We start from the raw sequence: 20,841 nt of genomic DNA, 5'->3' as shown, positions 1-20,841 counted from the left end.
TATGAAGAGCCCCCTGCTGACCCTGCCCGGCGCCGTCCCCGCCGAGGGCGTGGACGAAGGCGTCGCCGCCCACTACGGCGACCTGTTCCGTGAGCAGCGCGCCCTCGCCGACGGCGCCGGATTCGTGGACCTCTCGCACCGGGGGGTCGTCGCCGTCACCGGCGAGGACCGGCTGGCCTGGCTGCACCTGCTGCTCACGCAGCACGTCAGCGACCTGCCGGCGGGCCGGGCGACCGAGGCGCTGATCCTCTCCGCGAACGGCCACATCGAGCACGCGCTCTACCTCGTCGACGACGGCGGGACGGTCTGGGCCCATGTGGAGCCGGGCACCCAGGAGGCGCTGATCGCCTACCTGGAGTCGATGAAGTTCTTCTACAAGGTCGAGGTCGCCGACCGCACGGCGGACACCGCGGTCGTGCACCTCCCGGCCGGCTCCATCGCCGAGGTCCCCGAGGGCGTCGTCGTGCGGGAGACACCGCACGGCCGGGACCTGTTCCTGCCGCGCGCCGACCTGGAGGCCTACGCGGCGCAGGCCGGGCCGCCCGCCGGGATCCTCGCCCACGAGGCGCTGCGCGTGGAGCAGCACCGGCCCCGGCTCGGTTTCGAGACCGACCACCGCACCATTCCGCACGAGCTGGGCTGGATCGCCTCGGCGGTGCACCTGCAGAAGGGCTGCTACCGGGGGCAGGAGACGGTCGCCCGGGTGCAGAACCTGGGCAAGCCGCCGCGTCGGCTGGTCTTCCTGCACCTGGACGGCAGCGAGGTCCACCTGCCGGTGGCCGGCACCGAGCTCCGCCTCGCGGAGGACGGGCCCGACGGCCGGAAGATCGGCTTCATCACGACCTCCGCGCGCCACCACGAGCTCGGGCCGGTCGCCCTCGCCTTGGTGAAGCGGAACGTGCCGGTGGACGCCCCGCTGGTGGCCGGGGACACCGCCGCGGCTCAGGAAGTCGTCGTCGAGCCGTAGGACTTGTAGATCTTTCGGGTCAGATTTCGATCTGCACGGTGAACGGGCCGTCGTTCGTCAGCGATACCCTCATCGCCGCTCCGAAGCGGCCCGTGGCCACCGTCGCTCCCAGGGAGCGCAGTTGGGCGACGACCTCGTCGACCAGCGGTTCGGCCACGTCGCCGGGGGCGGCGGCGTTCCAGGTGGGGCGGCGGCCCTTGCGGGCGTCGCCGTAGAGGGTGAACTGGCTGATCACCAGGAGCGGTGCGTCGTTGTCGCTGCACGACTTCTCGTCGTGCAGCATGCGGATCGACCAGAGCTTGCGGGCCAGCTGGGCCGCCTTCTCCTTGGTGTCCTCGTGGGTGACGCCGACGAGGACGCACAGTCCCTCGCCCTCGATCGCGCCCACCGTCTCGCCGTCCACGACGACGCTCGCGCCGTCCACCCTCTGCACCACAGCTCGCATACGTCCATCATGCAGGGCGGTGACATCGGCGCCGCGGCCGGTCGGCGCATGGCCCGAAAGGGTGGTTTGCGTGGGCGCCAACAGCCCCTGCACGGCCGTATTTTGCTGCTATACCGCCCATCTGGGGTCTATCGGGGGCACTCGTTCCCATAGCGGCCACTTGGGGTGGCACGATGCTTGCACACACCGGTCGAGGGGACGGTTGAGGCACATGAGCACATCAAGCACCGGACAGCAGCAGGCGGCTTTCCGGTCGACGTACACGGGGATCGGCGCGTCGGAGTACCACCGGCCGCCCACACAGCGCACGGACAGCCCCCGGCTGCCCTCGGACACCTCCGATCCGGAGCTGCCCGCGCTGAGCCTGCCCGAGCTGCGCACGCTGCGCCGCGATGCCCAGCGTGACGAGGCCGACCTCAGCTATCTGCGGCGGCTGCTCCAAGGGCGTATCGACATCCTGCGCGCCGAGGTGACCCGGCGTGCCCCGGCGGACGCCGCCTCCGTCACCGCGACCGAGGAGACCTCGGTGGTGGAGCGGCTGGCGGAGATCCTGCGGGACGCCCCGGCCCGGCACCGCTCCTCGGCCCGCCACGTCACCCTGGGCACCCCGCAGGGCGAGGAGTACCGGCGGCTGGCCGCGGAGATGCTGGCCGAGGTCCAGCTGTCCGACCTGGGTGCGCGCACGGACCTGGAGCTGAACACGGCGATGGGGCGGCTCGAGCGGCACGAGCAGCAGGTCTCCCGGCGCCGTCAGCGGCTCCAGCGCAAGGCCGACGAGTGCAGCGCGGAGATCGCGCGCCGCTACCGCGAGGGGGAGGCGCAGGTCGACGACCTGCTGGTGTGAGCCGTTTCGGGGCCGAGCCCAAGGGCTGAGCTGCGCGGCTGAGCTGCGGGGCCGAGCTCCGGGGCCGAGGGGAGGGCCGGTCGGATATTCACGCGACACCGACCGGTCCCGTGCCTAGCGTGAAGTCATGACCCCCATGTCCCGTGCCGACGACATCGACATACGCCCGATCACCGAAGGCGAGTTCGCCGACTGGCTGCGGGCCGTGAACACCGGCTTCCTGCGGGCGTCCGCCCTCACCGAGGAGGAGGTCGAGAGCCGGCGCGGACGGTTCGTCGAGGGTCGTTACCTCGGGGCCTTCGACCACGGCAGGTGCGTGGCGACCTTCCGCTCCTTCGACCAGGAGCTCACGGCCGTCGGCGGGGCCGCTGTGCCGGCCGACGCGATCTCGGGCGTCACCGTCACCGCCACCCACCGGCGCCGCGGACTGCTCAGCCGGATGATGGCGAAGGACCTGGCGGCCGCGAAGGACCGCGGGGATGTCGTCGCGACGCTGATCGCCGCCGAGTACCCGATCTACGGCCGCTACGGCTTCGGGCCGGCGACCTGGATGGCGGAGTGGACGGTGGACGTGCCGCGCGCGGGTCTCGACGCCCGTTGGGCGGGCCCGGCGGACGGCGGCCGGATCGATCTGGCGGAGGGCGAGGACGTCCGCAAGCTCGGCCCCGAACTGCACGAGCGGCTGCGCCGCGGCCTGCCCGGCGCCGTCGACCGTGACGAGACGTGGTGGAAGGCGAACACCGGCGTCCTGCGCTGGGAGCCGTCGTGGAAGGAGCCCTTCTACGCCGTGTACCGCTCGGCGTCCGGCGAGGTCGAGGGCATGGCCGCCTACGAGGTGGACGACAACTGGGGCGACGGCAAGCAGCCGTTGAACACGGCGACCGTGCGGTGGCTGATCGGCACGACACCGGTCGCCGAACGCGCGCTGTGGGAGTTCGTCTGCTCCGTCGACTGGGTCGTGAAGGTGAAGAGCGGCTGGCGGGCGCCCGACGACCTGCTCCCGCATCTCCTGCCCGACCCGAGGGCGGCCCGCATCACCTCGCTCGCGGACTGGCTGTGGGTGCGGATCCTGGACGTCGAGCGGGCGCTCGAGGCGCGGACGTACGAGGGCCAGGGAGCCCTGGTGCTGGAGGTCGCCGGTGTGGACGGGCTGACCGGCGGGCGCTACCGGCTGGAGGCCTCGCCCGAGGGGGCGTCCTGCACGCCGACCACCGAGGGTGCGGACTTGGAGCTGGGGCTGGGCGAGTTGGCGGCGCTGTGGCTCGGGGACGAGTCGGCGGTGCGGCTGGCGGCGCTGGGTCGGGTGCACGAAGAACGAGTGGGCGCCGCCCGGAAGGCCGACGCCCTGCTGCGTACGTCCAGGCGGCCTTGGTGCCCGGACATGTTCTGAGCCGCTCCCTTCCTGCCGGTGTGCTGGGGACCCGCATCCGTAGCGAGCTGTTCAGTTGTGGTTGTCGTGCGGCCGTGCCGGCCGGGCGGGACTCCCGGCTCCCCTCCGGAAGGGAGTCCCTGAGCGGGGGCCAACCCCTAGAAGGTCTGACCATGTTCCCCAAGTTGGCTACCAACTTCTCTGTAGTTATCTCCGCCTGGAAGCGGCTCATAACCACCTTTCCCTGAACTGCCCAAAGATGGCGGGAAGTTATACTGTTCGGTTGTGGACCCGGAACATGACTCCGTCAACGGACGGAAGAGGTCAGGACGGCCACAGAGAACACATCACCAGGTGGCCGACGAGCTGCGCGCCCGGATCAGGTCGGGGGCGCTGCGCCCCGGTGAGCGCATGCCCACCCAGGCTCAGCTGGCTCACGAGTTCGGCGTCGAGCGCGGCGCCGTGCGGCAGGCCCTGCGGATCCTGCAGTCCGAGCGGTTGCTCACCAATGTGTCCAAGGGCAGTCCGGCGACCGTCGCGCCAGACCCCGTCGGTGCGCTGACCGGCCCGCAAGCGCCGCCGCGGCCCACGACGGTGGCCCTCGCCCCCCGGATAGCCAAGGCGTTCGCGGCGGAGCACGTCGAGATCGACGCCGTGTGCCTGACGTCCATCTCCCTCACGCTCGCCATCGGTGAACCGCTGCGGCAGATCCACGCCGGACGGCTGAAACCGGCCAAGGTCGACGTCCGGGTGCTGCTGCCGAGCCGGGACATCGACCTGGCCTTCCCGGTGCCGGTCGAGGGGCGCGGTGACGACTGGGTGCACGAGCGGTGGCTGGCGATGCGCAACGCCCAGGGGCAGGTCCTCCAGCACAACCTGCTGGCCCTGCGCGCCACCCACGGCATCGACGTGCACGTCACGTTCCGGGCGCTGCCTTTCACCCCGCCGGTGAAGCTGTACCTGCTCAACGGCACGGAGGCGCTGTTCGCGTACTACACGCTGACGCGTCGGGAGGCCGAGACCGATCACGAGCAGCCGGCGCTGTACGACGCCCAGGGCACCCAGTCCATGCTGTTCGCCTTCCGGCAGGGCGCCGGGCTGCGCGACACGACGTTCGTGGAGCAGTCGCACCTGTGGTTCAACGCACTGTGGGAGACGATCAGTTCGGAGTTGGTGCTCACGAGCTGACGTCCCCCACGGGTCGTTCCGGGGTGGTGCGGTGTCTCATCGGGCGGGGCCCGTGATCAGCAGCGCGAGCACGACGGCTCCCGCGGAGCTGACGGCCGGGCTCTTGGCCTTGACGCCGACGGTGAGAAGGATCAGGCCGACGAGGCCGGCCGGACCGTACTTCCACTGGACGAGCTGTTCGAAGGCGACGACGAAGGCGGCGGAGAGGAGAGCGAGGGCGGGCATCGGTGTTCCCCCTTCGGAAGTCCGGAAGCAAAACTTCCGCCAACTTCGAGAAGTTGGCAACCAACTCTGATTAAGTTGTCCCCACTTGGCCCCTAGTTATAAACAACTCTCAAGCAACTCCCGCCAGATGGATCAGAGTTGTAGCGTTTGGTCGTGATCAGGAGAGCGTGGCGGAGAACGTGGCAGTGAACGGCAGCAGAAGGTCATCGCCCCAGGAGATCGCCGACAGCCTGCGGGAACGCATCCGGGCCGGCGAGCTCAGGCCGGGAGACCGCCTGCCCACCCAGGCCGAACTCGCGGAGCGGTTCGGCGTGGAGCGCGGCGCGGTCCGCCAGGCGTTGCGGGTCCTCCAGGAGGACGGTCTCCTCACCGACGTCAGCAAGGGCAGCCCGCCGCGGATCGCCGCCCCGGCGCCCGCCCGTGGCGAACCGCAGCCGACCATGGTGGGCCTGGCCCCGCGGCTGACCGAGGCGTTCTCGGCCCCGCGCGTCCGCGTCGACGTGGTCTGCCACACGGCGGAGACGCTGATGGTCGCCATCGGCGAGCCGCTGCGCCTGATCCACGAGGGCCGCATCCACCCCGAGTCGATCGACGTCCGCATCCTGGTCCCGTCCCGGGACATCGAGCTGGCGTTCCCCGTACCGGTCGAGGCCCACGGCGACGACAACCCGGTCCACCAGCGCTGGCTGGCCATGCGCAACGCCCAGGGGCAGGTCCTCCAGCACAATCTGCGGGCGCTGCGCTCGACGCACGGCATCGACGTGCACGTCACGTTCCGGGCGCTGCCCTTCACCCCGCCGGTGAAGCTGTATCTCCTCAACGAGGAGGAAGCCCTGATCGGCTACTACATGCTGACCAGGCGCGAGGAGGAATGGGGCAGTCAGACCCTGGACATGTACGACGTCCTCGGCTCCCAGTCCCTGCTCTTCTCGTTCGTGCAGCGGACGGGCCGACGGGACGCGGCGTTCGTGAAGGAATCCCAGAAGTGGTTCAACGCCCTCTGGGAAACCATCACGACGGACCTGACACTCTCCTAGTGACTCCTGATGCGGCGCAGACTGATGCGGTGACAATCGAGACCGAGAACGATCCGTACGAACTTCGCGAGCTGGCCAGACGTGCGCGCGTCGTGCTCTGGGACTTCGACGGGCCCATCTGCCGCCTGTTCGCCGGGCACTCGGCGGAGCAGGTGGCGACCGACCTGGTCTCCTGGCTCGAGAGCCGGGGCCTGCACGGTCTGCTGACCGATGCCGAGCGTGAGTCCCTCGACCCGCAGGTGGTCCTGCGGGCTGTGGACCGCCGGCACCCCGGCAGCGACCTGGTCGCCGAGCTGGAGGAACGTCTCACCCAGGAGGAGCTGCGGGCCGCTTCCTCGGCGTGGCCGACCGCGTACGCGGACCCGCTGATCCGCACCTGGACGGCCGTGGGCTCCCGCCTGGCGATCACCACGAACAACTCCCCACGCGTGGTCCGCACGTACCTCGCGGGCCGCGGTCTCGTCGCCTGCTTCGCTCCCCACATCTACGGCCGGACCCGGGAACTCCGTCACCTGAAACCCGATCCGCACTGCCTGAACCGGGCGCTGAACGCGATGGGGGCGGCACCGGGCGATGCCCTGATGATAGGAGACACGCCCTCCGACCACGAGGCGGCCGGACGGGCCGGGGTGCCCTTCCTGGGCTACGCGCGCAACGGAAGGAAGGCCAAGCTCCTGAGGGCGGCCGGGGCCGACGTGGTGCTGGAGTCCCTGGAGCCGCTGTTGAGCCTGCTGCGCTCTTAGGTGAGTCCGACTGCCCTGAGAGGCGAAAGGCGCCAAGGAGGCTGGAGAGGGACGAGGGGCGGCTGGGTGTAGCATTCCCGCACCGTGCAGCGATTGAGTCAAACGCTCGTCCTCGTTCGTATGTGAAAGGGCCAACCGGCCCGCCATCGAACTGGTGCGCGCCACCTCATGCAGATGGGTGGCAAAACCGCCCGTATCGGCTCACTCCGCCATGCGCGGCACCGGCCGCGAACTTACGGTTTGCCTTACCGTCCCCCCTTCTCGTACTTCCGGAGCGGCCAGTGGGCGCACCCCCTCTTCCCCGTCCTCTTCACGGGGAGCGCGCCTCGCACGACGCCATCTGCCGGGCCTTCGTGAAACAGGCCGCCGAGCTGGGGCAGGCGACCAGCGGCCACCACAACCGGAACTACGTCCTACCGCTCACGGAGGACATGGCCCGCCTGATCGGGCGGGAAGCCGGGACGTCGGTGACCGTCCGCATCCGGCGTCCGGACGCGCTGCCCGTCGTCATCCGGACCTGGCAGAACGAGGCGGAGATCCTCAATGCCGTCCGGGGAGTCCTGCCGCACGCGCCCGAGTGCCTGGTCGAGCTGGACGGGTTCGCCGTCCACAGCTTTGTGGAAGGCGTTCCGCTCTCCAGCGTCTGCGGAAACGGCAAGCCCGTCGACACCCTGCTCATCCAGGCCCTGGCTGGTCTGCTCGCCCGGATGACACACGTACGGCGTGGCGCGCTGCCCGCCCTCCCGCCCGTCTGGCCCCGCAACGGCACGGACAGTCAGGGCTTCCTCCAGACGCTGGTCCACCTGGCCGACCGGCAGATCAAACGGCCCAACTGGGCGGCCTTCGGCGGTCTGTTCGCCGCGCTCGGCATTCCGGAGGACGCGCTCGCCGAGCTGGGCGGACGGGTTCCCGCGATGGCCCGGCGGCCCTACAGCCTGCTCCACGCCGACCTGCACCGAGACAACGTGATCGTGTCGTACGCGGGTGACCCGCCCCTCGTCTGTGTCGACTGGGAGCTCGCCACCTACGGCGACCCGCTGCACGACCTCGCGACGCACCTCATCCGTATGCGGTATCCGGCCGACCAGTGGGGTGAAGTGGTCGACGCGTGGGCCGGTGCCATGCAGGACGTCCGTCCGGCCGCCGTCAACGGCCTGGCCAAGGACCTCCGGCACTACCTTGCCTTCGAGCGGGCCCAGTCCGTCTTCCCGGACGTGATGAGGGCCGCCCGGTCGTTGGAGGAATCGTTCACGCAGACGAGCCTGGACGAGGCGACCGCGGAGGTGCGCCGGGCCCTCGAGGCGGCGGCGGAACCGCTGCGCCTCACGCGCCTGCCGCGCCAGGGCGAGATCGGGCGGGCCCTCTTCCGGTGGCTGGCGTCGCGCATGAACGGGGACCTCAGCGGCCGGGCCTGGATCGCGAAGGCGTTCGAGTGGAGGCCCGACCGGCGCGTTCCGGAGCGCCCGGACTTCCCGCCCACCGCGGTGCGGGGGGCCCTGCTGGCGGAGGGAGCCGCTCCCGCGGGCAGGGTGTTCAAGGGGACCGCCCACCTGAACACGGTGGTGACGGTGCCGGGCGTCGACTCACCCGTGGTCGTCCGGCGGAAGCTGTCCGAGGTGTGCAGGCGGGAGCGTGGCTTCCTCAGCGAGCACGCCGTGCTCAGGGCGATCGAGGACTCTTCCGCCGAGGTGGCGGCTCCGAGGGTGCTCGCACTCGGCGAGACGTCGCATGGCGAGACCGTCGCCTTCCACACCTACGTCGGGCCGCGGGACGTCGGCCGGCCCCCCGACCACCCCGTCCACGGCCTGCTGCCGCACGAGGCCGACAGCCTGGTGGACCAGCTGTGCGCCCTGACGCGCGTGCGGTACCAACAGGTCGATCCGACGGCCGGCGACGGCCGGTTCCACCGCTGGCTGCGGGAGCAGCTCGTCGCGCTGGTGCGTGATCTGCCGAAGGAGTCGCAGCAATTGGCGCGGCATCTCGGGCTGCCCGACGCGGACCGCCTGCGGTTGATCCTGTCCCGGCACGAGGTGAGCGAGCGCGAGCCCGCGCTGCTGCACGGGGACCTGAACCCCTGGAACCTCGTACGCCGTGACGACCACCTGGCGCTGACCATCATCGACTGGGAGATGGCCGTCGTCGGCGACCCCCTCTACGACCTCGTCCGGCACATGCACCTCACGCCGACCCGGCCGGAGATCAGGGAGCGGATGTTCCGCCGCTGGGAACGCCGGCTGCCGGCCGAGTACACCCACGACTGGCGCCGGGACTGGCAGGTGTACCGCTGGCTGGAGATCGTGCGCTCCGCCTATGTCGACCTGGACCGCATCGTGACCGGAGCGAGCCGGGACGCCCCGAACGTCCGGCGAGCGGTGGACTCCTACGCGGTGACCCTCGCCGCCGCCACCGCCTCCCTCGGCCTCCCCACACGCTCCACGGCGAACCCGTACCTCGCCCGCGCCTTCGCCTAGGGCCTGTCGTTTGGATCGGGTCGGCCAGGAGTGACAGCGCCTCTCGGCCGACCCGAGCGGGGCGTGGTGCGTGCAGATGCAAGGCGGAGGAGGGCGTCAACGCGATGGGGGTCCCTCCCGCGCGAGCGCAGCCGAGCGTGGGGGAGTTGACAACCGACGACAACGCGGCAGATGTGCGTGCCACGCCCCCCCCCGCGACGCCGGCATGATCCAAACGACAGGCCCTAGGCCTGTGTGACAGCTCCCCGGCACTGCGTAGGCTCCCAGGCATGAGCACCCCCGGTCTGCGCGAGCGCAAGAAGCAGCGGATGTACGAGACCGTGTCGGACATCGCGGTGCGGCTCTTCCTGGAGAAGGGGTTCGACGCGGTGTCCGTCGCGGAGGTGGCGGCGGCGGCCGAGATCTCCAAGCCGACGCTCTTCCGGTACTTCCCGGCCAAGGAGGATCTGGTGCTGTACCGGATCGCCGACCACGAGGGGGAGGCCGCCCGGGTGGTGGCGGAGGCCGGGTCCGCGCCTGTGGAGGCGTTGCGGCGGCACTTCGTGGACGGGCTGGAGCGGGGGGATCCGGTGACCGGGCTCAACGACCATCCCGACGTGCTCGCCTTCCACGCCCTGCTCTACGGGACGCCCTCCCTGGTCGCCCGGGCGCACGCGCACCAGGAGCGGTCGGAGGCCGCGCTCGCCGACGTGCTCGGGGGTGATCTGGACGCGCGGCTGGCGGCCGGGCAGATCATGGCCGTGCTGCGGGTGCTCGCCCTGGAGAACTGGCGGCGGATCGCGGCGGGCGAGCGGGTGGCGGACGTGCGGCCGGACGCGGTGGCGGCGGCGGAGCGGGCGTTCGGCCGGCTCGCGGCCGGGCTGCCGTCGCACCTCTCACGCTGAAACTCGGTAATTTATTTAACTCGGTTATGTTTTCGCGTACGCTCGGTGGATGACCTCGACCGAGCCCGCCCTCCAGCACGCCCTCGCCACCGAACGCGCCCGTCACGAGCGCTGCCGGGCCGCCCTCGCTGGGATGGTCGAGGGCGCCGGTGAACAGGTCGTCATCGGGGAGGACGTGTCCGCGTCCGGGGCCGACGCCGAAGTCCTCGGGTACCGGCTGCGCAGCCATGCGAAGGCGTTGCGGGAACTGCCCGAGGGGCCGTTGTTCTTCGGAGCCCTGGAGAGCGGGGACGGGCCGTTGCACATCGGGCGGCTGCGGATCTCCGAGCACCCGGCCGAACCGCCCCTCGTCGTCGACTGGCGTGCGCCCGTCTCGCGCGCCTTCTACCAGGCCTCGGCCCGCGACCCGCAGGGCGTCGCCGTGCGGCGGCGGTTCGGCTGGGCGCCCGGCAGCCGGGGCGACTCCGCGGACCTCACCGGCCTGGAGGACGAACACCTGGAGCGTGGGGAGACCCGCGACAGCGAGATCGTCACCCGGGAGATCGAACGGCCCCGGGTCGGGCCCATGCGGGACATCGCCGCGACGATCCAGCCCGAGCAGGACGACCTCGTACGGGCGGACCTGGCGGTGTCGGTGTGTGTGCAGGGCGCGCCGGGCACCGGCAAGACCGCCGTCGGGCTGCACCGGGCCGCGTATCTGCTCTACACGCACCCGCAGCGCATCCGGCGCGGCGGGCTGCTGATCCTCGGACCCAACCGCACCTTCCTGTCGTACATCGCCGAGGTGCTGCCGGCCCTCGGGGAGACCGGTGTGCGGCAGTCGACCCTGGGGGAGGAGATCGCCCGGTGCCCGGTCCGGGGCGTGGACGAGGAGCCGGCCGCGGTCGTGAAGCACGACGCGCGGATGGCGGAGGTGCTGCGGCGGGCGCTGTACGCGCGGGTGCGCGCCGACGGCGGCGGGGCGTCGCTCGCCGTGCCGGACGGGTCGTACCGGTGGCGGGTCCCGGCGGGGGTGCTGGCGGAGATCGTGGACCGGGTGCGGCAGGAGGAGCCGCCGTACGGGGTCGGGCGGGAGCGGGTGCGGGCGCGGATCGTGCGGTGTCTGCGCGAGCAGGCCGAGCGACGGGCCGGGCCGCCCACCAACGCCTGGGTGCGGCGGATCGAGCGGGCGCGGCCGGTGTCGGCGTACGTCGACGCCGTGTGGCCGCGGGTGCGGCCCGAGGAGGTCGTGGCCGGACTGCTCGGTGACGAGGGTGCGTTGGCGGCGGCTGCCGAGGGGCTTCTCGACGCCGGTGAGCAGCGGTCGCTGCTGTGGGAGCGGCCGCCCCGGTCCTGGAAGTCGGCACGCTGGTCGGCCGCCGATCTGGTGCTGCTCGACGAAGTGGCGGGGCTGATCGAGCACCCGGAGGGGTACGGGCACGTCGTCGTCGACGAGGCGCAGGACCTGTCCCCGATGGAGTGCCGGGCCATCGCCCGCCGGGCCCGCTTCGGCTCGCTGACGGTACTGGGCGATCTGGCGCAGGGCACGACACCGTGGGCGGCGCGGTCGTGGCGTACGGTCCTCACGCACCTGGGGAAACCGGACGCGGCCGTGGTCGCCCTGACCACCGGGTTCCGGGTGCCGCGGGCGGTCGTCGGGCTGGCCAACCGGCTGCTGGAGCGGCTGGAGGTGGACGTGCCGGCCGCCCGTTCGCTGCGCGGGGACGGGGAGTTGCGGATGCGGGAGACGACGGCGGACGGCGTGGCCGGGGCGGTCGTGGCGGCCGTACGGGAGGCACTCGGGCGGGAGGGCTCGGTCGGGGTCGTCGCGGCCGACGCGGACGTCCCCCGGGTGCGGGCGGCACTGGACGCCGCCGGTATCGAGGCGGCGGGCCCGGACGAACTCGGCGCGCGGGTCGCGCTGGTGGGCGCGGGCGTGGTCAAGGGCCTGGAGTACGACCAGGTCGTGGCCGTCGAGCCGGCGGCGATCGCCGAGGCGGAGGAACGGGGGCTGCACCGGCTGTACGTGGTGCTGACCCGGGCGGTGTCACGGCTGGAGGTGGTGCGGGGGAGGCCACTGCCGTTCTAGGGGACTTTTCCGGCGGCCGGTGCTGTGACCGTATACGTTCACCGGGTTGGGGATCCGTGACGTCAGGAGCTGAGCTGCTGTCGTGGACGGCTTGTACTCTGCACTCGTTCGACGATCGGACGATCACGAACACGGCATGCGCGCACGGGGCGGGCGTCCAGGGGCGGGAGCGCGGGGATTTCGATGAGTGACGCACATCCGATACGAAGCCGCAGACCGGGCCTCTCGGTCGGTGCGCTGATCATCGCCGGGGTCGTCCTCGTCGCGATCGGGGCCGTCGGCGCCTGGCTCCAGCACGACGCTCCCGGCCGGAGTACGGAGCCGCGTACGGAGTTCACCGCGAACAACCCGCCCGCCGGTCTGCCCACCGCGCTCACCACCGGCCAGCACCTCCACTGGTCCCGCTGCACCTCGCCGCCCACCGCGCGCACCGGCTACGACTGCGCCGTCATGAAGACCCCCCTCGACTACCGGAAACCAGATGGCAGGACGATCGACGTCGCCCTGATCCGCCGCAAGGCCACCGGCCCGAACGCCCGGCGCATCGGCTCGCTCGTCCTCAACTTCGGTGGCCCCGGCGTGTCCGGCGTGAGCGGATTGCCCGAACGGCTCAACCAGTACAAGCCGCTCCTCGACCGCTACGACCTGGTCTCCTTCGACCCGCGTGGCGTTGGCGCGACCATCCCCGTGCGCTGCGGCAAGACCGCGGACGACACCGGCTACGACGGGGCCGACGCCTGCGCCGAGCACTCCGGGGCGCTCCTCCCGTACATCGGCACCTCGCACACCGCGCGCGACCTCGACCTGATGCGCTACCTCCTCGGCGACGAGCGGCTGCACTACTTCGGGGTCTCGTACGGAACGGCGCTCGGCGCGGTCTACGCCCACCTGTACCCGTCGCACGTCGGGCGGCTCGTCCTCGAAGCGCCCGTCGATCCGACCGAGGACCTCAGCGAGGAGCAGGTGTCGCAGGTCAAGGCGGTCCAAGCGGCGTTCGACCGGTTCGCTGCGCACTGCGCGGCCCGTATCCGCCACTGCCCGACCGGCGACGGGCCCGAGGAGGCCGCGCGACGCATGGCCCGACTGGCCGACCGCCTGGAGAAAAAGCCCGCCCCGGCCGGCGGCGGAAGGAACCTGGACGCCGACGACCTCGCGCACAGCGTCAGCGACCATCTCGTCCTCGGCACGGACGGCTGGTCGCCGCTCGCCAAGGCCCTCACCGCGCTGATCGACCACAACGACGGCGGTCCGCTGAGCAACGGCGCGGCCGACATGGGTTCCGCCGACCGCGCGGCGCCCCCGCTCGACAGCAGCCGCATCGCCCAGACCGCGATCACCTGCGCGGACTCCAGCCTGCGCCCCGACTTGGAACGCCTCGACCGGGACGAGGCCCGCGTCAAGGCCGCCTCGCCCGTCTTCGGCGCGGCCTGGTCCGCCGGTGTCTACCTCTGTTACGACTGGCCGTTCGACGGCGAGCGCGTCACGCCTCAGGTGAACGCCCACGGCGCGGCCCCCGTCCTGGTGGTCGGCGGCACCGGCGACCCGACCACCCCGTATCCCGGCGCCCGCAACATGGCCCGCGCCCTGGGCGACGGTGTCGGCGTGCTCCTGACGGCCGAGGAGGAGGGCCACGGCACATACCCGCAGAACCGCTGCGTCACGGAGGCCGTCAACCAGTACCTCCGCACGGGCCGCACCCCAGCCACGGGAACGGTGTGCCGGGGCACCATGTCCTGAGGCCCGTACGGATCCGCCGGGCGGCCGTCAGCACACCGGTTGACTCGCAGGGGGCCCTGGCCGTGCACCGCCACACCGCCCGGTCCGAGACCGCCTTTGGGTGGGTGCGGGTGCGGTGGTCGGGGCGGAGCGGCCGGACGATGCACAGGCGGGCTGCGAGGTCGCTCCGGTCGGCCTCGGCCACCGCGACGTGGATCCCCGGCGCACGATCTGCGGCACTTCTGCCCCTCCTGGCCGGTCAGCCGCTCACCGCACAGGCTCACCGTTCATCCAACCGTTCCAGTCGCCAACTCGGCGAACCTTCGCGGTCAAAGCACTAGGGTCCCAAGTCATGGCTGACGTCGACGCGTTCACGGACATACCCACGACCACCCTGGCCGATCTCCTCGGCCGCGGGCAGGTCATGGACATCGGGATCCGGCCGCTGTGGGAGCCGGTGCCGCGGGTGGCCGGACCGGCCTTCACCGTACGGTGCCCTCCCGGCGACAACCTGATGCTGCATGCCGCGATCCACCGGGCCGGTCCCGGTTTTGTCGTCGTCGTGGAGTCGGGCGACCTGGACTACGCCCTGGCCGGCGGCAACGTGTGCGCCGTCGCCCGGCGCCGGGGCATCACCGCGTTCGTCGCCGACGGGCTGATCCGCGACCTCGCCGAGGTCCGGGACATGCGTTTCCCGGTGTTCGCACGCGGTGTCATCCCCATCCCCGGTACCAAGTCGGCCGCACGGCCGCTGAACGAGCGGGTGCGCTGCGGCGGGGTCGTGGTCGAGGCGGGCGACACCGTCGTCGCCGACGAGGAGGGCGTCGTGGTCGTCCCCGGGGCCCGTCGCGAGGAGGTTCTGGCCGCGGCCCGGGCCAAGCTCGCCAAGGAGGCCGCGGAGTCCCTGGACGACTGGGAGTCGGCCCACCGCGCCCGCATCGACAGGATCCTGGCGGACCAGGGCTTCGAGGACTGACCGGCCTGCCCCGGCCGGTCTGCCCCGGTCGGCTGTCCCTGGCCGGTTTGCCCGTGCCGGTCGGTCGCTACGCCGCGGTGAAGGGTCCTCCGTTCGTGAAGGCCAGTGCGTGGAAGCGGTCGCCGATGTGGCGGTGGGTGGCCGCGTCCGGGTGGACGTGGTCGGGGAGGGGCATGGCGCTCGCGTCCTTCGCGCCGTAGAGGTCGAGGCCGTCCAGGTAGTGGAGGTTGGGGTCCTCGGCGGCGCGCTGTTCGACGATGCGCGACAGTTCCTCGCGGATGACGGTGAGGGTCAGTTTGCCGAGGGGAGTCTCCGCCGGGTCGCCCATGGCGGAGAAGACCAGGCGGCCCTTGCCGATCTCGTCGCGGTCCGGGGCGGTGGGGCCGGGTGTGTCCTCGTGGATGGCGCAGTGGATGGGGGAGACGAGCAGCAGCGGGGTGTCCGGGTGCCCCTCGCGAATCGTGTCGAGGAAACCGTGCACGGCGGGAGAGAACGCGCGCAGCCGCATCGCGTCCGCGTTGACGATGTTGATGCCCATCTTGACGCTGATCAGGTCGGCCGGGGTGTCCCGCATGGCGCGCGCGGTGAACGGGTCGAGCATCGCGCTGCCGCCGAAGCCGAGGTTGACCAGCTCCACACCGCCCCGCAGCGCGGCGATCGCCGGCCAGATGGCCGTGGGGCTCGCGGCGTCGGAGCCGTGGCTGATCGAGCTGCCGTGGTGCAGCCACACCCGGCGTCCCCGGTCCGGCGCGGGCGCCACGGGGGCGTCCGTGCGCAGGGCGACCAGCTCGGTGGTCTCGTTGTGCGGCAGCCAGATCTCGACGTCCTTCTCCCGCGCGGGCAGGCCCGTGAAGCGGACGGTGCCGACCGGGCCGGACGTGAGCTCGCCCTCCCAGGTGGCCAGGTCGACGGTCAGGACGTTGCCGTCGGTCCCGGCGGCCTGGCCGGCCGGGCGGCCGTCGACGAGCAGGTCGTACAGCCCGTCCGGGCGCGACGGGAAGCCGGTGTAGTCGCGCTTGGTGCGCAGGGTGTCCAGCTCGACGGCGGTCGCGGCGGTGCGGAACGCCAGCCGCACCCCGCTGGGCTGGGCCTCGGCCATCGCCAGCTGGGCGTTGGTGTTCTGCGCGCGGGCCGGGGCGGGCAGGCGGTGGGGGAGGAGGCCGTGCTCGGTGCGTTCCACGTCGAGGGCCCCGCGCAGCAGGTCCGCCGTGAGGGGCGTGGTGATCCAGTCGTGCTCGGTGTGCATGGGTGTCAGCCTCGGGGGTCGGTGGGGGCCGCGGGCCAGTTCCGCAGCAGCGTGTCGAGGGCGTCGAGGATCCGGGCCCAGGTCTCCTCGGTGTCCGGGGCGCTGTGGCTGAAACCGCCGCCGAGCTCCAGGCTGACGTAGCCGTGGAAGACGCTGCCGAGCAGCCGGACGGCGTGGGTCTGGTCCGGTTCCGTCAGGTCGTAGCCGCGCAGCAGTGCCCGGGTCATCTGTGCGTGCCGGACGCCGGCGCCGGCGGCCGCCGTCTGCGGGTCGAGTCGCAGCTGGGCCGCGGCGTAGCGGCCGGGGTGTGCCCGGGCGTAGTCGCGGTACACGTTCGCGAGGGCGGACAGGGCGTCCTTTCCGGCCCGTCCGGCCAGGGCGTCGGCGGCCCGGTCGGCGAGTTCGGTGAGGGCGAGCAGGGCGATCCTGGTCTTCAGGTCCTGTGAGTTCTTCACGTGCGAGTACAGGCTCGCGACCTTGACGTCGAACCGCCGCGCGAGCGCTGAGACGGTGACCTGGTCGAAGCCGACCTCGTCGGCGAGCTCGGCGCCTGCCTCGGTCAGCCGCTCCGGCGTCAGTCCCACGCGTGCCATGAGGACTCTCCCTTCTGCCTGAAGAGAGTGTGCATCTCCCTAAAGCCTTTAGGCAAATATGCGCGACCTTTTGCCCCGTCGGGTTCTCCCCCAGGGCTTCAGGACGGAGATCACCGTCATGAACACGTAGGCGGACAGCGACACGACCGGCCCGAACAGCACGTCACCGGTGTCCGGCAGCGGCCCGTCCGCAGCGACGGCGGTGACCGCGGAGTTCACCCCGGGGCGCAGGGCGAACACCGTGGCGGTGGTCGTGGCGAGGGTCAGCCAGAACTTCGTGTACACCCACCGGTACCTGGCCAGACCCCACACCGTGCCCAGGGACAGCACCAGGCCGCTGAGGAGCGTGAGCAGCGCTACGGGGATCAGGAGCCAGTCGGCGAAGAGCTTCATGGCCCGCACGGACGCCTCCACGGTCACGGCGGACCCGGTGGAGGCCGCGGTGGTCCCGAGCGCGAGCAGCCCGAGCGAGAGCCCGAGCCAGCTCGCGGAGGCGGTGACGTGGACGACCAGCACGGCCCGGCGGGCGGGGCGACTGAGTTTCGGGTTCGGCTTCACGGCCCGGCGGATGGGGCGGCTGGGTTTCGGGTTCGGCTTCACGGCCCGGCGGATGGGGCGGCTGGGTTTCGGGTTCGGCTTCACGCTGTCACCGTGCCGGGGGAGGGGCGGTGCGGGCGTCTTGCGGCGGGAGTAAACCGGCGTACCGGCCTCGGAGTACGAGCGTGTCAGTGCCGTCCCCTACCTTCGCGGCATGACCGAGCCCTCGTACGTCACCGCCGTCCGCGAGTCCTACGACACCGTCGCCGCCGACTACGCCCGACGCGTGCCGGAGCCGGCCGAGCTGGACCCGGTCTCCCGCACCATGCTGGCCGCCTTCGCCGAACTCACGGCCCGCCTCGGACCGGTCGCCGACCTGGGCTGCGGGCCCGGCAAGGTGACGGCACACCTGGCCGCCCTGGGAGTTCCGGTGTTCGGAGTGGACGTGTCGCCGAAGATGATCGAACTGGCCCGGGAGGCGTACCCGGAGCTCCGCTTCACCGTCGGCTCGATGACAGCACTGGACATCGCCGACGGTGAACTCGGCGGCATCCTCGCGTACTACTCCACCCACCACACCCCGCCGCAGTGGCTGCCGACCGTGTTCGCCGAGTTCCACCGCACCCTCGCGCCGGGGGGCCGGCTGATGCTGGCGGGCCATGTGGGCGACGGCGAGCACCTGCGCCCGACGCGGGCGTACGGCGACCATCCGGTGTCCTACGAGTCACACCTGCTGCCGCCGGAGCACATCGCCGAACTCCTCGCCCGGGCCGGGCTGGTGGTCACGACGCGGGTGGTGCAGGAACTTGAGGGCGGGTCGAAGCGGCGGGCGGGGACGTTTCTGGCGTACAAGCCGCAGTAGCGGGACGGACCCGGTGGGGTGGGGTCCTCAGCCGTTCGGTTCGGCTTCTTCGGGGGCGTTGCCGGCCGGCTGCTCGACGACGAAGGAACCCTTGCCTCGCACGGTGACGATCAAGCCGCGCTCGCGGAGTTCCTGTGCGGCCCGTCGCGCGGTGAGTCGTGCTACGCCGTATTCGTCGGCGAGGTGGTTCTCGGACGGGATGGGCCTGTCCGGCGCCAGCTCTCCGGATGCGATCTTCCCGGCGATGACATCGGCCAGCTGCATGTAGAGCGGCCTCGCGCTCATCGGGTCCAGGGTGGGCTTCGACCCTTCGGTATCGCTCATACGTCCAACGTAGAGCGGTAGCGACCTGCCCAATCGTGTGGATCCCTCTGTACTTGTATGTAGAGGGCTGCATACAGGTGTAACGTCGAAGACGAAAAGACCCCGGCGAGGTGGACTAGACCTCCCGGGGCATGGCCAACGCCGATACAGGAGCGTCGACATGCACGACCTTATCCCCCGGGCCCTCCACTGGCTGCGCCTCTTCTTCGCCCCGGGCACCGGGAAACGGCGTCGGTGCCGTCCCCGCAGGCACCTCTTCCCCCATGTGCACCTCACCCTCGTCAGCTGCCCCTCCGCATCCCAGCCGCCGCAGCTCCCCCGCCACCGCTCCCCGTACGGCCTGCACAGTCCTCTCGACGGGGCCGCCTCCTCCCTCGTCCGCCCCTACCTCGCCGCCCACGAACACGAAACCGCTCTTCAGGAACGTCGCCGTCTGGCCCTCGTGCTCGCCGCAGACTTCGGGATCGACCTCGACCAGCACCTGATCGGCATGCGGAAGGTGGCCGCCTGATGGAACGCCCCACCGATCGGACACACGTCACGCCACCACCCCGGCTCCTGCCCTGGTCGTCTCCCGACGGCAACCCCTGCTACCTGGTGACCGACGACAACGGCAGCTACCTCTCCCGTCTCGCCGACGAATTGGAAGCTGTCCAGCTCGCCACCGGCACCGACGTGCTCGGCCTGGCCCGCAAGGTGCTGGACGACCCCGCGTCGCCGTACACGGAGGTCCGCTTCGCCGGCCTCCGCCTCGCCGAGTGCCTGACCGACGCGCTGCGTGTCGCCGAGTCCCGGGGGATGCGCGTGCCGGTGCCGGACACCGTGGACCCCGAAGCGGGCGAAGACGGTCACGGGCGGATCACGCACAACGCAAGGAGCGGGCTATGGTCGTAACCACGACGCGTCGAAGGAGCTCACCGGCCATGACTGCCCACGCCGCCGAACCGACATCGGGCGTCCCCCCCATGCCCGAACGGACGCCGAAGGCCCTGCGCCAGGCGATCGTGGAGCACGCCCCCCAGCTCCTTGCCGACTTCGACGAGCACTGGAAGTGGGCTGTAGCCGACGCGTACGACATCAGCACGGTGCCCGCATTCATGGCCCGCTGGTGGGGTCAGTACGCGATCGTCCGCGACCCGAAACTCGACGCCCACGTGACCGATCTCGAACACCGTGCGGCGGAAGCGACCGACATCACTGAGGCCAAGGCGCTCCTCGAAGAGGCATCCAATATCCGCTACCAGGTGCGGCGGCTGGAGCCCGGCCAGTGACCGACGACGGATTCATGGGTCCGCCGTGGCAGATGGACTGGACACTCAAGGCCCAAGCTGCCCGTGAGACCCTGCCGGAGAGCGTGCGGAAGACGGTCGACGCCGCTCGGGCCGAGCTGGTCACGGCACAGGACCCCTACTTCCGGGGCATCGAGGCTGACGCTGATCTCCCTGCCGGCAGGAAGGTCCGGCCACACGGTCTTCTGGCAGTGACCTGAGGTCAGTCACACGGGCTGTGCTGACCGGAGTGCGTCCACACTCGCAACGGCCCCACCGGTTCGAAGCCGTGCCGGAGGGCGGCCGCCAGGTCGGCGCCCTGCTCGTAGCCGACGACGGGCAGGGTCGGGAAGAGCCGTGCGAGCGCGTGCAGGACGACCGGCCAGGCGGCGTCGGACGCGCCGTCCGGTCCGAAGACGTTGGAGACGCCGACCACGTGCTCACTGCGGCTCGCGACCGCTCCGGCGACCACTCTGCCCTCGGTGTCGCCGGCGGAGCGTCCCAGGATCACGAAGGTCTCCGGTTCGGTGAGCAGTCCGGGCCGGAACAGGTCGGCGGCCCCCGCCCCGTCGTCCCAGGCCTGGGCCCAGGCACGCAGCGTGTCCGGGTCGCCCGCCACGTCCCATTCGAGATCCGGTGCCGCCGCTGCCGCCCCGGCGGGCCGGTGGATCCACTGCGCCTCGAAAAGCACCCGGAACCCGGCCTCCGCCAGGTCGAGGTCGGCGAAGCTGTCCTTGACCGAGGCGCCGGGTGAGGCCGTGTCGATCCGGGCGGTGAGCGCGTCGGGGTCGGCGTCCGGCCCGAGCGTCACGGCGTCGGGATAGAAGAGCGGCGTCCGCACCGGGGCGGCCCAGGCGTCGGCACCGAACTCGCCCCGCACTCCATGCGTCCGGCACATCGCAGCACACCACTCGGCGTTGTTCCGGGCGGCGGCCCGGACCAGGGCTTGCCGGGAAGTCGTCATGATGTGGATCAAACCGATGGCCCGCCCGGTCCGTCCACCGATTTGATGGTGCCGCCCCGACCACTGCTGGAAGGACTCAACCCGTGCCTGCCTCCCTCGCCGAGTCCGGACCGG

Annotated in this window: 23 protein-coding genes; 16 read left to right on the top strand and 7 right to left on the bottom strand. The window is 71.6% G+C overall.

Annotation, left to right across the window (positions count from 1 at the left end):
• The first annotated feature begins 1 nt into the window (after position 1).
• The gene (locus ACFY5B_RS34165; RefSeq protein WP_389977310.1) at positions 2-967 is read left to right on the top strand and encodes a YgfZ/GcvT domain-containing protein; all 966 of its coding nucleotides are present in this window, start codon (positions 2-4) and stop codon (positions 965-967) included.
• A 19-nt stretch (positions 968-986) separates the two neighbouring features.
• Here the strand turns inward: ACFY5B_RS34165 and dtd are convergent, their stop codons facing one another.
• On the bottom strand, positions 987-1,412 hold the full coding sequence (dtd, locus tag ACFY5B_RS34160; protein ID WP_389977307.1) for a D-aminoacyl-tRNA deacylase: 426 nt from the start codon (positions 1,410-1,412) through the stop codon (positions 987-989).
• 211 nt (positions 1,413-1,623) lie between these two features.
• Here dtd and ACFY5B_RS34155 point away from each other — a divergent pair, with 211 nt between their 5' ends.
• From ACFY5B_RS34155 to ACFY5B_RS34145, 3 genes are all read left to right on the top strand, one after another.
• A complete protein-coding gene (locus ACFY5B_RS34155) occupies positions 1,624-2,256 on the top strand; it encodes an aerial mycelium formation protein (RefSeq protein WP_389977304.1) in 633 nt (210 codons plus the stop codon).
• 136 nt (positions 2,257-2,392) lie between these two features.
• On the top strand, positions 2,393-3,646 hold the full coding sequence (locus ACFY5B_RS34150; RefSeq protein WP_389977492.1) for a GNAT family N-acetyltransferase: 1,254 nt from the start codon (positions 2,393-2,395) through the stop codon (positions 3,644-3,646).
• 264 nt (positions 3,647-3,910) lie between these two features.
• Positions 3,911-4,813 carry a winged helix-turn-helix domain-containing protein gene (locus ACFY5B_RS34145; RefSeq protein WP_389977301.1) on the top strand — a complete coding sequence of 301 codons (903 nt, stop codon included), beginning with the start codon at positions 3,911-3,913 and terminating at the stop codon, positions 4,811-4,813.
• 36 nt (positions 4,814-4,849) lie between these two features.
• On the opposite strand, the gene ACFY5B_RS34140 is transcribed toward ACFY5B_RS34145, so the two are convergent.
• Positions 4,850-5,038, bottom strand: coding sequence for a hypothetical protein (locus ACFY5B_RS34140; RefSeq protein ID WP_344466441.1), 189 nt, complete (start codon positions 5,036-5,038; stop codon positions 4,850-4,852).
• Positions 5,039-5,223: 185 nt separating this feature from the next.
• On the opposite strand from ACFY5B_RS34140, the gene ACFY5B_RS34135 reads away from it, so the two are divergent.
• From ACFY5B_RS34135 to ACFY5B_RS34105, 7 genes are all read left to right on the top strand, one after another.
• Positions 5,224-6,075 carry a winged helix-turn-helix domain-containing protein gene (locus ACFY5B_RS34135; RefSeq protein ID WP_389977489.1) on the top strand — a complete coding sequence of 284 codons (852 nt, stop codon included), beginning with the start codon at positions 5,224-5,226 and terminating at the stop codon, positions 6,073-6,075.
• A 29-nt stretch (positions 6,076-6,104) separates the two neighbouring features.
• Positions 6,105-6,818, top strand: a complete 714-nt coding sequence (locus tag ACFY5B_RS34130; RefSeq protein WP_389977298.1) for an HAD family hydrolase — start codon at positions 6,105-6,107, stop codon at positions 6,816-6,818.
• Between the two features lie 281 nt (positions 6,819-7,099).
• The gene (locus ACFY5B_RS34125; protein ID WP_389977295.1) at positions 7,100-9,289 is read left to right on the top strand and encodes a phosphotransferase family protein; all 2,190 of its coding nucleotides are present in this window, start codon (positions 7,100-7,102) and stop codon (positions 9,287-9,289) included.
• 269 nt (positions 9,290-9,558) lie between these two features.
• On the top strand, positions 9,559-10,173 hold the full coding sequence (locus ACFY5B_RS34120; protein ID WP_389977292.1) for a TetR family transcriptional regulator: 615 nt from the start codon (positions 9,559-9,561) through the stop codon (positions 10,171-10,173).
• A gap of 49 nt (positions 10,174-10,222) precedes the next feature.
• Positions 10,223-12,241, top strand: a complete 2,019-nt coding sequence (locus tag ACFY5B_RS34115) for a HelD family protein (protein WP_389977289.1) — start codon at positions 10,223-10,225, stop codon at positions 12,239-12,241.
• A gap of 183 nt (positions 12,242-12,424) precedes the next feature.
• Entirely contained in the window at positions 12,425-13,978 is a 1,554-nt protein-coding gene (locus tag ACFY5B_RS34110) for an alpha/beta hydrolase (RefSeq protein ID WP_389977286.1), read from the top strand.
• 331 nt (positions 13,979-14,309) lie between these two features.
• Entirely contained in the window at positions 14,310-14,933 is a 624-nt protein-coding gene (locus tag ACFY5B_RS34105) for an RraA family protein (RefSeq protein WP_389977283.1), read from the top strand.
• A 67-nt stretch (positions 14,934-15,000) separates the two neighbouring features.
• On the opposite strand, the gene ACFY5B_RS34100 is transcribed toward ACFY5B_RS34105, so the two are convergent.
• From ACFY5B_RS34100 to ACFY5B_RS34090, 3 genes are read right to left on the bottom strand one after another with little or no spacing between them, the layout of a single operon-like run.
• Complete coding sequence (locus tag ACFY5B_RS34100; protein ID WP_389977280.1) at positions 15,001-16,179, bottom strand: GDSL-type esterase/lipase family protein; 1,179 nt, start codon at positions 16,177-16,179, stop codon at positions 15,001-15,003.
• 5 nt (positions 16,180-16,184) lie between these two features.
• A complete protein-coding gene (locus tag ACFY5B_RS34095) occupies positions 16,185-16,772 on the bottom strand; it encodes a TetR/AcrR family transcriptional regulator (protein ID WP_389977277.1) in 588 nt (195 codons plus the stop codon).
• Positions 16,773-16,820: 48 nt separating this feature from the next.
• Complete coding sequence (locus ACFY5B_RS34090; protein WP_389977485.1) at positions 16,821-17,330, bottom strand: DUF2269 domain-containing protein; 510 nt, start codon at positions 17,328-17,330, stop codon at positions 16,821-16,823.
• Between the two features lie 193 nt (positions 17,331-17,523).
• Between ACFY5B_RS34090 and ACFY5B_RS34085 the strand changes: the two genes are divergently transcribed.
• On the top strand, positions 17,524-18,171 hold the full coding sequence (locus ACFY5B_RS34085; protein WP_389977274.1) for a class I SAM-dependent methyltransferase: 648 nt from the start codon (positions 17,524-17,526) through the stop codon (positions 18,169-18,171).
• Between the two features lie 27 nt (positions 18,172-18,198).
• Here ACFY5B_RS34085 and ACFY5B_RS34080 read toward each other — a convergent pair whose 3' ends face one another.
• On the bottom strand, positions 18,199-18,495 hold the full coding sequence (locus ACFY5B_RS34080) for a GntR family transcriptional regulator (protein WP_389977271.1): 297 nt from the start codon (positions 18,493-18,495) through the stop codon (positions 18,199-18,201).
• Between the two features lie 160 nt (positions 18,496-18,655).
• Here ACFY5B_RS34080 and ACFY5B_RS34075 point away from each other — a divergent pair, with 160 nt between their 5' ends.
• Genes ACFY5B_RS34075 through ACFY5B_RS34060 form a run of 4 tightly spaced genes read left to right on the top strand, consistent with a single transcriptional unit; the run spans position 18,656 to position 19,984 of the window.
• On the top strand, positions 18,656-19,006 hold the full coding sequence (locus tag ACFY5B_RS34075) for a hypothetical protein (RefSeq protein ID WP_389977268.1): 351 nt from the start codon (positions 18,656-18,658) through the stop codon (positions 19,004-19,006).
• Entirely contained in the window at positions 19,006-19,389 is a 384-nt protein-coding gene (locus ACFY5B_RS34070) for a hypothetical protein (RefSeq protein ID WP_389977265.1), read from the top strand. Before ACFY5B_RS34075 ends, ACFY5B_RS34070 begins: the two co-directional genes overlap by 1 nt.
• A gap of 29 nt (positions 19,390-19,418) precedes the next feature.
• Positions 19,419-19,766: a hypothetical protein gene (locus ACFY5B_RS34065; RefSeq protein ID WP_389977262.1), complete on the top strand. Its 348-nt coding sequence runs from the start codon at positions 19,419-19,421 to the stop codon at positions 19,764-19,766.
• Positions 19,763-19,984, top strand: a complete 222-nt coding sequence (locus ACFY5B_RS34060; protein ID WP_389977260.1) for a hypothetical protein — start codon at positions 19,763-19,765, stop codon at positions 19,982-19,984. Before ACFY5B_RS34065 ends, ACFY5B_RS34060 begins: the two co-directional genes overlap by 4 nt.
• Before the next feature lie 2 nt (positions 19,985-19,986).
• Here ACFY5B_RS34060 and ACFY5B_RS34055 read toward each other — a convergent pair whose 3' ends face one another.
• On the bottom strand, positions 19,987-20,727 hold the full coding sequence (locus ACFY5B_RS34055; RefSeq protein WP_389977257.1) for a hypothetical protein: 741 nt from the start codon (positions 20,725-20,727) through the stop codon (positions 19,987-19,989).
• Between the last annotated feature and the right edge of the window lie 114 nt (positions 20,728-20,841).

This window comes from Streptomyces sp. NPDC013187, assembly GCF_042899705.1.
In the GTDB taxonomy this organism is placed as follows: Bacteria; Actinomycetota; Actinomycetes; order Streptomycetales; family Streptomycetaceae; genus Streptomyces; species Streptomyces hawaiiensis_A.
The sequence above is the reverse complement of the archived record's forward strand: the minus strand, read 5'-3'. Positions and strand labels throughout refer to the sequence as shown.

Coding starts and splice junctions, on each gene's coding strand:
- ACFY5B_RS34120 (WP_389977292.1), top strand. CDS start 9,559: ATGAGCACCCCCGGTCTGCGCGAGCGCAAGAAGCAGCGGATGTACGAG.
- ACFY5B_RS34070 (WP_389977265.1), top strand. CDS start 19,006: ATGGAACGCCCCACCGATCGGACACACGTCACGCCACCACCCCGGCTC.
- ACFY5B_RS34075 (WP_389977268.1), top strand. CDS start 18,656: ATGCACGACCTTATCCCCCGGGCCCTCCACTGGCTGCGCCTCTTCTTC.
- ACFY5B_RS34115 (WP_389977289.1), top strand. CDS start 10,223: ATGACCTCGACCGAGCCCGCCCTCCAGCACGCCCTCGCCACCGAACGC.
- ACFY5B_RS34155 (WP_389977304.1), top strand. CDS start 1,624: ATGAGCACATCAAGCACCGGACAGCAGCAGGCGGCTTTCCGGTCGACG.
- ACFY5B_RS34100 (WP_389977280.1), bottom strand. CDS start 16,179: ATGCACACCGAGCACGACTGGATCACCACGCCCCTCACGGCGGACCTG.
- ACFY5B_RS34165 (WP_389977310.1), top strand. CDS start 2: ATGAAGAGCCCCCTGCTGACCCTGCCCGGCGCCGTCCCCGCCGAGGGC.
- ACFY5B_RS34080 (WP_389977271.1), bottom strand. CDS start 18,495: ATGAGCGATACCGAAGGGTCGAAGCCCACCCTGGACCCGATGAGCGCG.
- ACFY5B_RS34055 (WP_389977257.1), bottom strand. CDS start 20,727: ATGACGACTTCCCGGCAAGCCCTGGTCCGGGCCGCCGCCCGGAACAAC.
- dtd (WP_389977307.1), bottom strand. CDS start 1,412: ATGCGAGCTGTGGTGCAGAGGGTGGACGGCGCGAGCGTCGTCGTGGAC.
- ACFY5B_RS34150 (WP_389977492.1), top strand. CDS start 2,393: ATGTCCCGTGCCGACGACATCGACATACGCCCGATCACCGAAGGCGAG.
- ACFY5B_RS34065 (WP_389977262.1), top strand. CDS start 19,419: ATGACTGCCCACGCCGCCGAACCGACATCGGGCGTCCCCCCCATGCCC.
- ACFY5B_RS34140 (WP_344466441.1), bottom strand. CDS start 5,038: ATGCCCGCCCTCGCTCTCCTCTCCGCCGCCTTCGTCGTCGCCTTCGAA.
- ACFY5B_RS34085 (WP_389977274.1), top strand. CDS start 17,524: ATGACCGAGCCCTCGTACGTCACCGCCGTCCGCGAGTCCTACGACACC.
- ACFY5B_RS34095 (WP_389977277.1), bottom strand. CDS start 16,772: ATGGCACGCGTGGGACTGACGCCGGAGCGGCTGACCGAGGCAGGCGCC.
- ACFY5B_RS34105 (WP_389977283.1), top strand. CDS start 14,310: ATGGCTGACGTCGACGCGTTCACGGACATACCCACGACCACCCTGGCC.
- ACFY5B_RS34110 (WP_389977286.1), top strand. CDS start 12,425: ATGAGTGACGCACATCCGATACGAAGCCGCAGACCGGGCCTCTCGGTC.